Origin of the sequence: Niallia sp. 01092 (genome assembly GCF_052318935.1) — a bacterium.
In the GTDB taxonomy this organism is placed as follows: Bacteria; Bacillota; Bacilli; order Bacillales; family Cytobacillaceae; genus Niallia.
Genome location: NZ_JBQRKO010000008.1, coordinates 128051 through 141588, shown reverse-complemented (window position 1 = coordinate 141588; position 13538 = coordinate 128051). Strand labels below are relative to the sequence as shown.

Sequence of the window (13538 nt, the reverse complement as noted above, 5' to 3'; positions counted from 1 at the left end):
TTAAGGAATGATCGCATGATAGTCTACGAAGCTACGAAAACAGAGTTTATCAACGATGTGTTTAACGATGAATTAGTAAATAATATTTGCAATAACTATCATTCTAAAATTGGCAAAATTAATGAGCGGGAAGTTAGGGCATGGGATAATTCGATGCAATATATGTACCGAATTTTGAATGATAACGAGATACCAGACAATGCTGGTGTAGCAATTGAGTTTAAAATCCCGCATACGTCAAAACGGGTGGACTTTCTTATTTCAGGAAAAAGTAAGGACAAGAACTCTGTGGTGATTGTGGAATTAAAACAATGGGAAAAGGTTGAAACAGTAAAGGGAAAAGAAGCCATTGTTAAAACTTTGATTAATAGAGGAATTCGAGAAACAACCCATCCTTCTTATCAAGCATGGTCGTATGCTGCTTTAATAGAAGATTATAATGAAAATGCCCAAAATCATAACATGCATTTTTATCCTTGCGCGTATTTACATAATTACTTAAACCAAGGTGAAACAGATCCATTAACAGATAGCATGTATGATTATTATGTAGAAAAGGCACCGGTTTTTATAAAAGGGGAAGCAAATAGATTAAGAGAGTTTATTAAAAGATACATACAGGTTGGGGATAATAAAGAAAATCTCTATAAAATAGAAAACGGAAGAATCCGGCCTTCGAAATCATTACAAGATTCTTTAAATAAGATGCTGCAAGGCAATAAAGAATTTGTGATGATTGATGAGCAAAAAGTGGTTTATGAACAAGCTTGTTTTTTAGCAAAAGAAGCAGTACGAACTGGAACAAAACAGGTTCTAGTAGTAGAGGGAGGGCCAGGCACAGGGAAATCAGTTCTTGCTATTAATCTACTTGTTGAATTAACGGGGGAAAATATGGTATCCCAATATGTAACAAAAAATGCAGCACCCCGTAATGTATATGCCAGAAAGCTCAAGCAAGATTTTCGCAAAGGTCATATTGATAATTTATTTAAAGGTTCTGGAAGCTATGTGAATGCAGAGAAAGATGATTTAGACGTATTGATAGTCGATGAAGCCCACCGTTTAAATGAAAAGTCAGGCATGTTTCAGCATTTAGGGGAAAATCAAACAAAGGAAATCATTCATGCCAGTAAGCTTGCGATCTTTTTTATCGATGAGCGACAAAGAGTCACCCTTAAAGATGCAGGAAGTTTAGCTGAAATTAAAAAGTTTGCTAAAAAAGCAGGAGCAAATCTTCATAAAATGAAGCTAGAATCACAGTTTCGATGCAACGGTTCGAATGGCTACCTAGCATGGCTGGACGACTTGCTGCAAATTCGAGAAACAGCAAATAGTGATTATATGGGTAGTTCCTATGATTTTCGTATTTTTGACAACCCAAATGAAATGCGTGCTGAGATCGAAAGGCTTAATAAACATACGAATAAAGCCCGCATTGTTGCAGGATATTGCTGGGATTGGAAAAAAGAAAGCAAAAATAATCCGAATTATTATGATATAGACTTGCCAGCATTCAATTTTAAAATGAGCTGGAATCTAGGCAATACCGAAGCTTGGGCAATTGACGAAAAATCAGTAAAAGAAGCAGGCTGCATTCATACATGCCAAGGACTCGAATTTGATTATGTCGGCGTTATTATTGGCGATGATTTGAAATTTGAAGATGACGCCATCATCACTGATTTTACGGAACGAGCAAAAACAGATACTTCTTTAAAAGGAATAAAAAAGATGATGAAAGAAGAACCACAAAAAGCAAAACAACTAGCAGACGAAATCATCCGCAATACATACCGAACGCTTATGACAAGAGGACAAAAAGGCTGCTTTATTTATTGTACAGATGCAAATTTAGCTCAGTACATAAAGGAAAGACACCAAATAAGCAATCCACCATTCCAAGAAAATGAATTCTTTAAAGCAAACAAAGTAGCAGAGCAGCCAACAATATACGAATAGGAGCAGCATAATGGAAAAACTAATAAAAGACGTACTAGCATTTCGAGACGAACGAAACTGGAAACAATACCATAACGAAAAAGACCTAGCCATCTCCATTGTCCTAGAAGCAAGCGAACTTTTAGAAAATTTTCAATGGAAAACAAGTGAGGAAGCAAAAGAAAAAGATATGCAGAATATTAAAGAAGAGATGGCGGATGTGTTGATTTATTTAATTCAATTGGCGGATAAGCTTGGTATTGATTTGGAGGAGGAGGGATTGAAGAAGATGATGAAGAATCGGGAGAAGTATCCAGCTCCAAGTAAATAAAGAAATATAATATCGGAGGGGATCTCATAGAATGGTAGAAAAAGAATTAATCGTTAATTCAAAGAGTGGAAATTTATTAAACGAGCTAATTACAGCAATTAATGAGTGTCAAAGGTTTTATTTTAGTGTAGCATTTATTAATTTTAGTGGATTACAACTTTTGTTAGATTCGTTTAAAGAAGCGGAGATAAAGGGGATAAAAGGTAAAATTATTACATCCACTTATTTAAATTTTACAGAAAGTAAAGCATTAAGGAAAATAAATGAATTTAATAATATCGATCTTAAAGTATTTGTGACAGATAAAGAAATCGGTTTTCACACAAAAGCTTATATTTTTGAATATAGTGATCATTATAAAGTGATTATCGGTTCATCTAATATTACCCAAAGTGCTTTAAAAAGTAATGTGGAGTGGAATGTGAAAATCATTTCAAAAGAAGATACATCTTTTATACATAATGTACTAAAGGAATATAATAAGCTTTGGGAAATTACTACAGAAGCTGATGAAAGCTTTATTAATGATTATGAAAGTTTTCTGCAAACTATTGTAAACAACACAATGAATCAACAGCAACTTATTTATGAAAAAAGTGAATATATTGTTCCGAACAGAATGCAAAAAAGAGCCATGGAAAATCTTAAGCGAATACGTTCTTTTGGAGAAAAGAAGGCGCTTGTAATTGCAGCCACAGGAACAGGAAAAACCTATATGTCTGCTTTTGATGTAAAACAATATCAGCCAAAAAAACTACTATTTATTGTACATAGGGGAGAAATATTAAAAAAAGCAAAAGAAACCTTTGAAAAGCTCTTACCAAACGAGCAAATTACCTTTGGATTACTCACAGGAAGTCATAAGGATAAGCATGCTGATTATATTTTTACTACTATTCAAACGTTAAAAAATTGTTATGAAGAGTTCGGTAAAGATCATTTCGATTATATTATTTATGATGAAGCACATCATGCAACAAGTCCAAGTTACCAGTCTGTAATTAATTATTTTACACCAAAATTTACTTTAGGAATGACTGCAACACCTGAACGAAGTGATCATCATAATGTGTTTGATCTTTTTGATAATAATGTGGCGATAGAAGTTCGCTTACACGAAGCGCTTGATGATGAATTGGTTGTTCCATTTCATTATTTTGGGATTACTGATATAGATGAAGTGAACTTAAGTAATGTTGATATTAATGATATTGCAGAGATAACAAAGCGATTAAAAATCAATGAACGAGTTGATTTTATTATCGATAAAATGTTCTTTTATCAGCATGATGGAAAAAAAAGAAAATGTTTAGGGTTTTGTGCCAGTATAGAGCATGCAAATTACATGAAAACAGAATTTAATAGTAGAGGGATTAAAAGTGTTTGTTTAACTGGTGAAATGAGTGTTGATAAAAGAACGTACTATATTAATAAATTAGAAGATGATCAGGATGATTTAGAAGTTATTTTCTCAGTAGATATTTTTAATGAAGGGATAGACATTCCTACTGTTAATACGGTTTTAATGTTAAGACCAACTAATTCACCGATTGTTTTTATCCAACAATTAGGGAGAGGGCTTAGAAAGTATAATGGGAAAAACTTTTTAACCGTTTTAGATTTTATTGGAAACCATAGTAAATCCTTTTTAATCGCAATCGCCTTAAATGGAAGTAGATACTATGATAAAGAAAGTCTAAAGGTTGCGATTGCAACGGGTTTTTCTAATATACCTGGCTGTACACATATTCAAATGGATCGAATTTCTCAAGAAAGAATATTGGCCCAAATAGATAAAGAAAATTTTAACTCAATGAAATATTTAAAAGAGGAATATTTTGAGTTTAAAAAAATGAACAATGGTCAAGCTCCTTATTTATTAGTAGATTATTTAAAATATGATGGTGCGCCGGATCCAATCAAATTTATTGATAGAGAAAAAAGCTATCTCCAATTTGTAGCTAAAGTAGAAAAGGATAATCGTTTAAAAGGATTACTGGAAAATAAAGATTTTGAAAGTGCTTTAAAAGAGCTATCAAGTAAACTGCCTGTAAAGCGTATATATGAGTTTGCAATTTTAATTGCTTTGTTTGAAAAGGATGAATTATCAATTGCAGATGCAAAGCATGAAATATTGAAATTTGTAAAAAAAGTAGATGAGGATAGTATTCTTCATGCATTTGAATGCTTAAATCAAACATATTATGATAGTGTGCAAAAGAAGGGGAAATTAAAGCTTTGTGATTATGAAAATGGTAAGCTTTATAAGACGGTTTCTTTTCAGCAATTATTACAAAAGGAACAATATAAAGAGTATCTTGTAGATATTGTGACGTATGGAATTTTCCGTTATGAAAAAGAATTTAAAGATACTTATTACGGAATACCACATTTTAAACTATATGAACAATATCAAATGGTGGATGCAGCTTTATTATCAAATTACCGTAAAATACATAGTTCGTTTAGAGGCTCTGGCTTACTAACTAATGGAAATGATTATTTTCTATATATTGATCTCCATAAAGAAGAGAATATAAAGGAAAGTATCAATTATAAAGATAAAATTATCGATGAAAATACGTTTCAATGGCAAACACCAAATAGCACTAGCCAAAGTTCCGATAGAGGGAAAAATATCATCAATAATAAAGATAGAGGAATCCATTTACATCTTTTTATAAGAAAATATAGAGAAATAGACGGAAAGATAGAGCCATATATTTATATTGGCAAAGGAAATACAGTAGATTTTGAAGGTGAAAAGCCTATCACAGTAAAAATGCAATTAGAGCATACATTACCAACAAATATATATAATGAATTTGTCATCAAAGTATAAAAAAATGCTAGGTCCTGCACCTAGCATTTTTACGTTTATTCATTTATTAATGCAGAAACCGCTGGAATATCAGCAGGTGCCCATTTTAAGGAATCTAAGTTTTCCCTTTTTAACCAAATAAGTTTTGAATGCTCACTAGCAGTTGGAGTACCTTCTACAATTTTTGCTTTAATACATATTAAAGTGATAATAAAAGTATCATACTCATGTGTATTCTCGTGAAATAACTCCGTTGCCTTAATACTGCATCCCAATTCCTCCGTAATTTCCCTCTCTAAAGCCGAAAAAATATCCTCATCCTTTTCCACTTTCCCACCAGGGAACTCCCACATATTTGGAAGTGACATTTTGGGAGAGCGAAGAGCACATAATATTTCATTTTGTTCGTTTTCGATGATTGCTGCGACAACGTTTACTGTTTTTTTCAATTTATAAAGCCTCCTGATAATCTTAACATTATAGTAATGATAGCATTTTGAGGATAAGGTTTAAACAATTTATCCAGTTTTCTACAAACTCGGACCATATGCCTGATAATCACCGATTATATCTAGAATATAATCCTGAAAATAATCGAAAGTGGGCAGAAACGATTGGACCATTTATGACTCAATTTGTTTCTTATATCTTGGAAATGAATGTGGAGAAAAAAGCATTAAATATCCTTAGCACACTAAGGAATCTATCTACTAAATACACAAAGAAAGAAATAGAAAAAGCAACAGAAACTTTACTTGAAATATCAACAAACCCAACAATTTCTGTTTTAAAAAGCGTACTGGAGAGAAATAAGAAGCGAAAGCAAACTCAAAAAATGGATAGGAATAGTCACGGCTCGAACTCTGATGACTTTGGATTTGTACGTGGGGCTAAATACTTTGGGAGGGATAATAAATGATGAACCAAGAAACGTTACGTAAATTAATAGAAATGAAAATGGGTGCGATGGCAGAATTATATCAGCAACAATATCAGAATAAAGATTACAAAAGTATGGATTTTGATGATAGATTCAATCTCTTAGTAGATTATGAGTATGATAGACGTAAATCAAATAGACTTGAACGATTAATTAAACAGGCGACATTCAATGAACCAACGGCAGCTATTGAAGATATAGAATATCATCCTGATCGTAATCTAGACAAGAACCTAATACTAGAGTTAGCAACAGGAAATTACATTCAAAATCACCATAACATTATTTTAATGGGAGCCTCAGGAAACGGAAAAACGTGGATATCAAATGCCTTTGGGGTTCATGCATGCCGCCAATTCCACAAAGTAAAATATATTAGATTACCAGAATTACTTGATGAATTAGCTGTAGCAAAGTTTGAAGCAGATGGTAGCTTCCGTAAGTTAATTCAAAAATATAAAAAGATCGATTTATTGATACTAGATGAGTGGTTATTAACAGAGCTTACAGAGGAAAATGTACTTCATGTGTTGGAAATTATTGAAGCAAGGTTAAAGAAAGCATCTACTATTTTCTGTTCTCAATTTTCGCCAGAAGGATGGCACTCGAAACTAGGTCAGGCACAAATAGCAGATGCGATTCTTGACCGAATCGTTCACGATTCATATAAGATTTTAGTTGATGGAGAAGTTTCGATGAGAGAACGTCATGGATTGGTGGTATCTCAATGATTCCAACAGAAGTTGAAAATCGTATAGCTAGGTATTTTTTTCATATGTATTTACCCGATGAAATAAGGATGGAAGTAGAAGATAGACTATTACCCTCCTGCATATGGAATGAGGAGGAGAATTTAGATCAAGATGAACTCGTTCGTTGGGCAATTAAGATTATTGACAAGCAATTAGAGAATAAAAGATTTAAATAATACAACAAAGAGCCATTGGAACGAACTCTGTTCTAATGGCTCTTAATTATTTTGTTCTTTACTAACACTGGCTCTCTTTCCCGCACTTACTGGCTCAGATATCCGCAAACAGTGGCTCAAAACTCCGCACTGTTGGCTCAATCTATCCGCAATACTCATGAATGGTACAAAACAATAACCGCCAAAGAAGCAGTACCATTTTTTTACCAGTATTTGATGGTAAAGAATATCGAAAACGTATTGATTTTTCCGATAAAGAAACGAAGAAGTTATGGGATTATAACGAAGAAAAGGTAGCTAGTTTAATCTCACGGATGCCAATGTCGAAGTGGAGCGGTAGTTCAAAAGGATTGGTTTCTTTTGAAAATGATCAATTTATTTTGAACCTGCAAATGGAGAAAAATGAGGAAGAAATCATTTATCAGTGGACGAAGGAAATTTGTACATATCGGCTGCATTGTCATTTTGAGCGGAAGGGGTAGCTATCCAATTATTGATGGTTTGAGTACTATCTATAATATTTATTTGATAGGAGAAACAAATGCTAGCCAAAATAAAAAAAGTGAAGTTTCAACCAGAATATAAAAATCCAATTTATAAGGTAATTCTTGCTTGCCCTAATGGGAATCAACTGTATATTAAATTTGATTATACATTTGCAGTAAATGCTTATATGCCATTAAGTGTGGAATATAATGGAGAAGAAAAAGGGGCGAAACTTGCTTGGTATACAAATGAGGTTGAAAATATGACTGTTCAAGAATTTTTAGAGGAAATAGCAGGAAAAATTAATAAGAAATACAATTATAAATTAAAGATATCAAAATAGGGATAATTAGGTAATTTGTTAACGGATAGTCATTTTTTTCGGGCTTGGCATGATTTGTTAGTGTGTTGGTAAAAGCTTTTCGGATCCAGTCAGCTAGTCACACCATTGGTAAAATACCATTGATAGGAGGTGCGAGAATGTCCATTTACGAACAACTAATTCAAACTTTACATAATAGAATCAACGATGTAGTTACCCCTGCTGAAGTAAAAAGCATGCTTCAAGACGAATACGGAACAAATCCTGCGAGTGTTATCTTATCTGACTATTGCTATAATCGGTACAATAACGGAATTGCTTTTAATAAGCATCTTTTTGAATATATTACTAGAAGCTCCTACAAATATCTAGGAGAAAATGTAACGTATACTGGTTTTATTTTTCATAAGCCAAAGGGGTGTGATAGAGAAAGCATTATCGGAGAATGGGTCAGTGGTGTTAAGACATTACGTGAAAAGAACCTTACAGATATTCCCTTGGAGAAGCAAGCTGAGTTTTATTAGTAGAGAACAAATGATAAATCTTTATAATGAATATAATCAAATACTAAGATATGAAATGAATGTCTTAAATTGTAAACCGACAGAATTGCGGCATTTAATAGGGAGAATCGGGGAGTTTATCTGTGCAATTGAAACAGGTGGCTCCTTGTCACGGCAAACGAATCAACATGGGTTTGATGTGATAAGCAATAATAGAAGGATTAGTGTGAAAACAACCGCACAAACAAATGGTTTTATTTCCATCAACCAACGTACCTTTGACGATTTCGATGATTTTTTTGTTGTACAGTATAAGGATGATGATTTTAAAACAATTTATTTTGGACCAAAAGAAGAAGTAAAAAAGATTAGTAGAGTGTCTGGAAGTAAATATGAAGTGGATATTAATCAGTTGAAAAAATTGGATGGTCTAAGAGTTTGTTGAATGATGCTGTTTTCGTTAGATTATGGTTGTCAGACACTGCATTGCAAAAAGAAATTTGTTCATATGGAGTGCCTGTCCTCCGATTTTTAAAGCTAGGAGACAGGCACAGATTTTCAAACTATTGCATCCTACTAAAAAACACATCAACATCCTCAACCTTTGAAACAAGATTAGGAATATCTCTTAATGAAAGATTGGTTAAACAGCTTTTTAAATAATAAGTTTTTTAATTTTATATCTAGAAATACAGTAACCATCTATTCTATGATTTTTTAGAAAGGCTGTTTTCTCAAAGGTTGTTGTTTTTACGTAAAAAAATGGGAGAAGAAGTACTTAGCAGCCTGAATACACGTAGACTCCTGTGGGAATGCGAGAAAGACGAGACCCCACAGGAGCGTTTGCGACGAGGAGGCTCGACGCTCGCCCACGGAAAGCGAAGTGTATTCAGGCTGCGAGTTTAAATGCAACAATCTTTACGAAAAGAGCGTTTAGAAATAATAAAGTTGTATAATTACGGAAGGCGTATCGCTAAGAATAGCCCTTTACTTAAAAAAATCGTTGTATTTTCTATACGAATTAGTTAACTACTGAAATTTTTATTCCGCTCCAATTGACTTTGAATTCCTAATCTATCAACTTGAATCCAATACTCTGAAATTTTTTCATCTTCTATTTTATATACTGCACTTGCTTTTTCAATTATTGGGAGTCCTGTAGGTTGATATCCTTCGATTTCTCCTACGTGTGTACCTACTTGTTTCCAACGTACATATACTTTATTTCCTTGTACTAAACATTCTTGAATTTCCAAAGAAAAATTACCATATACTTCAATCATCTCTCTTACGTGTTCAGCATAATCTTGAGGCGTTCTGCAAACTGTTTGTTCTTCTTCAGATATAATTTGATGTGCCAATACTCGTTCTGCCATTAATTGATTTGAATAGTCAAGGTTGTTACCTGAACGTACTTCTTTAAAAAATTTTCTAACAATTTGTTCTGGCGTCATTTAAAATCCCCCTTATTAATAAACGCAATGCTAAACTTATCACAGCTTATTTTTAATCTAACTATTTTAATAATGATAATATCACGGCTACAGAGTTATCTATAAATGAGCGCTCTGGACGAGATTTCATCATTACTGTAAGTCCAATTAATGAAGTGACTAGCGTCTGTGCTAACGCTTTAGCATTTAGATCATTTTGAAATTCTCCTGTCTGAACACCTTGGACAATTAATTCTTGAAATAAAACCGAAAGATACATCTGATGCTCCCTCGTCAGAATTTCAAACTTTTCATTTTGAGAGGCAAGTTCTACCATTGTGTTAATACAAAAACATCCCTTGCTTGGACTTTCTTTATATTCCTCTTCTACTAGATTTTCAAAAAAAGTACGAATTCCTTCTTTTACAGATGGCTTATTTTGAAGTTTTGTTCGAATACGGGAAGCATGTAACTTTGTATATCTGCGCAATGCAGCTTCAAACAACCCTTCTTTGTCACCAAAAGCAGCGTATAAGCTTGGACGTTGTATCCCCATTCTGGCAGTTAGGTCACTTAATGAAGTAGCTGAATACCCTTTCTCCCAAAAAAGCTGCATAGCAGCATCTAAGGCTTTTTCTTCATCAAACTCACGTAGTCGAGCCATAATAATCCTTTCTCTCCTTTATCGTTTTTAAAATTTAGGCTATGTTAAAGCTCATTGTTGATTTTTGCACAATGTTGATTGGAGTGGAAGGTGTGAGACTCCTGCGGGAAAAGCGAGTCAGAGGGAGACCCCACAGGAGCAAAGCGACGAGGAGGCTCCCAGACCGCCCGCGGAAAGCGAACGCCTGAAGCGGAGATCAACAGGCAAGTTTAACACAGCCAAAATTTTAATTATTAACAATGAATTTTATATACTTATTGGTACATTATAATCTTATTTAATTAATGGGGGAGTGTCAAATTTTAAAAGAATAAAAATCAAACGTTTTTCTAAAATCCTTGACATTGCAACATTAAAACGATTATATTTTACTTGTGATAATTATATACTATTCGGTATGTAATTTTGAATAGTACAAAAAGGGGATGAAAATGATGAATGGTAAAGAAGAAATAACAACTAATCTTAATCGTCATAACGGTCAATTACAATCACGTTTCAGTACATCGATGTCTCGCTCTATGACTCTATTATTTGCAATAGCCTGTGGAATGGCTGTTGCTAATATATACTTCGCTCATCCGTTGCTTGATGCTATTTCAAATGAATTTAAGATTGATCACTCAACCATTGGGGTTGTTATTACGATCACTCAAATATGTTATGCACTTGGATTGCTCTTACTAGTTCCGCTTGGTGATTTCTTCAATCCTCGATTACTTATTATTGGTCAAATGCTACTTACAGTTGTCGCTCTAATTATTATTGGTATTGCTCCCACGAGTACAATACTTTTTATAGGTATGGCTATAGTGGGAATCCTTGCAACTGTTACACAGACACTCGTCGCATATGCATCAACATTGTCTAATCCTACAGAACGTGGACGCATAGTAGGTTTCGTTACAAGTGGCGTTGTAATAGGAATCCTCCTTGCGCGAACATTTGCTGGAGCATTGACAGACCTGAGTGGTTGGCGTTCCGTTTATCTTACTTCTGCTGTACTTATGTTCTTCATAGTTGGTTTACTATACCGAAAATTACCTGATTTTAGGAGCGAACGAACAGCTATGTCTTATCCCAAGTTGCTGCGTTCTGTCCTCTTGTTATTCGTACAGGAAAGGATCTTACGTATCCGTGGAATATTAGCATTTCTAATTTTTACTTCCTTTAGTATTCTATGGACTTCATTAGTGTTACCTCTTAGTGCTGCACCATATCATCTCTCACATACTGCTATTGGAGCATTCGGCTTCGCTGGAGTTGCAGGAGCATTAGCTGCTGCGAAGGCTGGGCGTCTGGCCGATCGAGGTTTAGGACAACGAACCACTGGCATTGCTCTGCTTTTATTAGTAATATCTTGGTTCCTCATTAGATTGATTAATTACTCTCTATTACCATTAGTTATTGGTGTTATCCTTCTTGACCTAGCGGTGCAAGCTGTACATGTCACCAACCAAAGTATGATTTTTACAGTACGTCCTGAAGCAAGGAGTCGGCTTACTGCGAGTTACATGATTTTTTATTCTATTGGCAGTGCAACAGGCGCAATTATTTCAACCAATATTTATGCAAGCTATGGATGGAATGGAGTATGTCTATTAGGTGCTTCTATCAGCGCTTTTACTCTTTTATTTTGGGCAATTACCCTCCATCTGTCAGAGCAGGTTAAAGGCGAATAATCTCAATTATATATTGTTTTACAAAGAGCATGGTTAACTTGCTAAGGTGTTATGAGAAGGCTGTTTTCTCAAAGTTTGTTGTTTTTTACGTAAAAAAATGGGAGAAGAAGTACTCAGCAGACTGAATACACGTAGACTCCTGTGGGAATGCGAGAAAGACGAGACCCCACAGGAGCGTATGCGACGAGGAGGCTCGACGCTCGCCCGCGGAAAGCGAAGTGTATTCAGGCTGCGAGTTTAAAAGCAACAATCTATACGAAAACAGCCTATGAGAAAAATAAAGTTTCTGTAATAAACTGTCTTCGCTGTTCCAAGAATTGGAGTCATTGTAACCAATATTGCCGGTATAATTGGTAACGCTGCAAACCATAAAATTAAAGGTTGCAGCGTTTTTACTAGAGTATATAAGACCAAAAAAATGAAACTTATTAAACAACTGTATTATGTTTTAAACGTCTGTATTGTAAATTTTGCCGTTAAAATGATAAATGGGGGTGCAGATATTCTCACCTTTTAGGAACTTTTAGCTCATGCTTCTCCAGATTAAACATTATTGTTATTCAACATTTTATTGTTTGTTTTAAACAGTTAATAAATGTCTGAAAAACTTTGAGAAGGGATTTCTCTTTTCTATAGAGTAATTGACTGTAAAAATTTAGATTCTTATCATGTAAAGAAATCGCCTTTATCAACTGATTATTTACGTTTTTTTCTACTGAATAAAGTGGTAAAAAACCAATCCCCCACTTATTTTCCACAGCTTTCTTAATTGTTTCCACGCTACTAAGCTCCATTGATATGTTGTGAGAAATGTTTTCCATTTTAAATCTTTCAAGTAAAAAAGCACGATACGTACACCCTTCATCGGTTAAGATGAAAGTTTCATTCTCTAAATCATGTATAGCAACTTCAGTTTTACTTGCAAAGGCATGATCATGAGGAACAACAATCATCATATCTTGTTTTTTTATGTAAAGGCTTTCTATTCCAGTAACTTGACATGGAAAATCCAAGATAAGTCCGAAATCTATCTCTTTTTCTTTAACCATTCTAATAATGTTTTGCTTATAATCCGGAATAATACGTATATGAACGTTGGGATAGATTCTTTTAAATTTTTCTAGTAATTCAGGGAGAAAATAGATGGCTAATGTCTCAATTGTTCCTATTGAAAGTGTTTTGATTTCCTGTTCTTTTAGAGCCAGATGTGATTCTTGATGAAGGGATAGTATTTTTTTTGCGTAATCAAAAAGAAGTTCACCAGAAGAAGTAGGCTTCATGTATTTTCCTTTTCTTTCTAGTAAAACAATTCCTCCGTACAGTTCCTCAAGCTTTTGGATATGATTTGTAACGCTAGACTGGGCATAATCTAATTCAATAGCAGCACGAGTATAACTTCCACTATTTACTACTTGAACAAAAGTTTTAAGGTATAAAAATTCGATATAAATCAATCCTTTTTTATCAATAATATTGATAGTTATTATCTA

At 33.9% G+C, this 13538-nt stretch carries 15 protein-coding genes; 11 read left to right on the top strand and 4 right to left on the bottom strand.

Going from position 1 to position 13538, the window contains the following annotated elements; genetic code table 11:
- Positions 1-15 precede the first annotated feature (15 nt).
- From ACTXGU_RS09630 to ACTXGU_RS09620, 3 genes are read left to right on the top strand one after another with little or no spacing between them, the layout of a single operon-like run.
- Positions 16-1959 (top strand): DNA/RNA helicase domain-containing protein, encoded by a 1944-nt coding sequence (locus ACTXGU_RS09630; protein WP_443481293.1) that lies wholly within the window; start codon positions 16-18, stop codon positions 1957-1959.
- Positions 1960-1969: 10 nt separating this feature from the next.
- Positions 1970-2269, top strand: a complete 300-nt coding sequence (locus ACTXGU_RS09625) for a nucleotide pyrophosphohydrolase (protein ID WP_443481292.1) — start codon at positions 1970-1972, stop codon at positions 2267-2269.
- A gap of 31 nt (positions 2270-2300) precedes the next feature.
- The gene (locus ACTXGU_RS09620) at positions 2301-5111 is read left to right on the top strand and encodes a DEAD/DEAH box helicase (RefSeq protein WP_443481291.1); all 2811 of its coding nucleotides are present in this window, start codon (positions 2301-2303) and stop codon (positions 5109-5111) included.
- A gap of 35 nt (positions 5112-5146) precedes the next feature.
- Here the strand turns inward: ACTXGU_RS09620 and ACTXGU_RS09615 are convergent, their stop codons facing one another.
- The gene (locus ACTXGU_RS09615) at positions 5147-5539 is read right to left on the bottom strand and encodes a (deoxy)nucleoside triphosphate pyrophosphohydrolase (RefSeq protein WP_443481290.1); all 393 of its coding nucleotides are present in this window, start codon (positions 5537-5539) and stop codon (positions 5147-5149) included.
- A gap of 212 nt (positions 5540-5751) precedes the next feature.
- Here ACTXGU_RS09615 and ACTXGU_RS09610 point away from each other — a divergent pair, with 212 nt between their 5' ends.
- The 7 genes from ACTXGU_RS09610 (at position 5752) to ACTXGU_RS09580 (ending at position 8714) form a co-directional block, all read left to right on the top strand.
- A complete protein-coding gene (locus ACTXGU_RS09610) occupies positions 5752-6009 on the top strand; it encodes a hypothetical protein (RefSeq protein ID WP_443481289.1) in 258 nt (85 codons plus the stop codon).
- Positions 6006-6761, top strand: coding sequence for an IS21-like element helper ATPase IstB (gene istB / locus ACTXGU_RS09605; protein ID WP_443481288.1), 756 nt, complete (start codon positions 6006-6008; stop codon positions 6759-6761). The genes ACTXGU_RS09610 and istB overlap by 4 nt, the downstream gene beginning before the upstream one ends.
- Positions 6758-6958 (top strand): hypothetical protein, encoded by a 201-nt coding sequence (locus tag ACTXGU_RS09600; RefSeq protein ID WP_443481287.1) that lies wholly within the window; start codon positions 6758-6760, stop codon positions 6956-6958. The genes istB and ACTXGU_RS09600 overlap by 4 nt, the downstream gene beginning before the upstream one ends.
- Positions 6959-7119: 161 nt before the next feature.
- Positions 7120-7440, top strand: coding sequence for a hypothetical protein (locus ACTXGU_RS09595; protein WP_443481286.1), 321 nt, complete (start codon positions 7120-7122; stop codon positions 7438-7440).
- A 59-nt stretch (positions 7441-7499) separates the two neighbouring features.
- On the top strand, positions 7500-7787 hold the full coding sequence (locus tag ACTXGU_RS09590) for a hypothetical protein (RefSeq protein ID WP_443481285.1): 288 nt from the start codon (positions 7500-7502) through the stop codon (positions 7785-7787).
- Between the two features lie 137 nt (positions 7788-7924).
- Complete coding sequence (locus tag ACTXGU_RS09585) at positions 7925-8290, top strand: DUF7225 domain-containing protein (protein ID WP_443481284.1); 366 nt, start codon at positions 7925-7927, stop codon at positions 8288-8290.
- Positions 8291-8300: 10 nt separating this feature from the next.
- Positions 8301-8714, top strand: coding sequence for a DUF6998 domain-containing protein (locus tag ACTXGU_RS09580; protein WP_443481283.1), 414 nt, complete (start codon positions 8301-8303; stop codon positions 8712-8714).
- Positions 8715-9294: 580 nt separating this feature from the next.
- Here ACTXGU_RS09580 and ACTXGU_RS09575 read toward each other — a convergent pair.
- A complete protein-coding gene (locus ACTXGU_RS09575) occupies positions 9295-9723 on the bottom strand; it encodes an ester cyclase (RefSeq protein ID WP_443481282.1) in 429 nt (142 codons plus the stop codon).
- A gap of 61 nt (positions 9724-9784) precedes the next feature.
- Positions 9785-10366, bottom strand: coding sequence for a TetR/AcrR family transcriptional regulator (locus ACTXGU_RS09570; protein WP_443481281.1), 582 nt, complete (start codon positions 10364-10366; stop codon positions 9785-9787).
- Positions 10367-10800: 434 nt separating this feature from the next.
- Here ACTXGU_RS09570 and ACTXGU_RS09565 point away from each other — a divergent pair, with 434 nt between their 5' ends.
- Positions 10801-12048: an MFS transporter gene (locus ACTXGU_RS09565; RefSeq protein WP_443481345.1), complete on the top strand. Its 1248-nt coding sequence runs from the start codon at positions 10801-10803 to the stop codon at positions 12046-12048.
- Between the two features lie 560 nt (positions 12049-12608).
- On the opposite strand, the gene ACTXGU_RS09560 is transcribed toward ACTXGU_RS09565, so the two are convergent.
- Positions 12609-13502 (bottom strand): LysR family transcriptional regulator, encoded by an 894-nt coding sequence (locus ACTXGU_RS09560; RefSeq protein ID WP_443481280.1) that lies wholly within the window; start codon positions 13500-13502, stop codon positions 12609-12611.
- Between the last annotated feature and the right edge of the window lie 36 nt (positions 13503-13538).

Coding starts and splice junctions, on each gene's coding strand:
- ACTXGU_RS09600 (WP_443481287.1), top strand. CDS start 6,758: ATGATTCCAACAGAAGTTGAAAATCGTATAGCTAGGTATTTTTTTCAT.
- ACTXGU_RS09625 (WP_443481292.1), top strand. CDS start 1,970: ATGGAAAAACTAATAAAAGACGTACTAGCATTTCGAGACGAACGAAAC.
- ACTXGU_RS09590 (WP_443481285.1), top strand. CDS start 7,500: ATGCTAGCCAAAATAAAAAAAGTGAAGTTTCAACCAGAATATAAAAAT.
- ACTXGU_RS09620 (WP_443481291.1), top strand. CDS start 2,301: ATGGTAGAAAAAGAATTAATCGTTAATTCAAAGAGTGGAAATTTATTA.
- ACTXGU_RS09630 (WP_443481293.1), top strand. CDS start 16: ATGATAGTCTACGAAGCTACGAAAACAGAGTTTATCAACGATGTGTTT.
- ACTXGU_RS09595 (WP_443481286.1), top strand. CDS start 7,120: ATGGTACAAAACAATAACCGCCAAAGAAGCAGTACCATTTTTTTACCA.
- istB (WP_443481288.1), top strand. CDS start 6,006: ATGATGAACCAAGAAACGTTACGTAAATTAATAGAAATGAAAATGGGT.
- ACTXGU_RS09570 (WP_443481281.1), bottom strand. CDS start 10,366: ATGGCTCGACTACGTGAGTTTGATGAAGAAAAAGCCTTAGATGCTGCT.
- ACTXGU_RS09575 (WP_443481282.1), bottom strand. CDS start 9,723: ATGACGCCAGAACAAATTGTTAGAAAATTTTTTAAAGAAGTACGTTCA.
- ACTXGU_RS09580 (WP_443481283.1), top strand. CDS start 8,301: ATGATAAATCTTTATAATGAATATAATCAAATACTAAGATATGAAATG.
- ACTXGU_RS09585 (WP_443481284.1), top strand. CDS start 7,925: ATGTCCATTTACGAACAACTAATTCAAACTTTACATAATAGAATCAAC.
- ACTXGU_RS09565 (WP_443481345.1), top strand. CDS start 10,801: ATGAATGGTAAAGAAGAAATAACAACTAATCTTAATCGTCATAACGGT.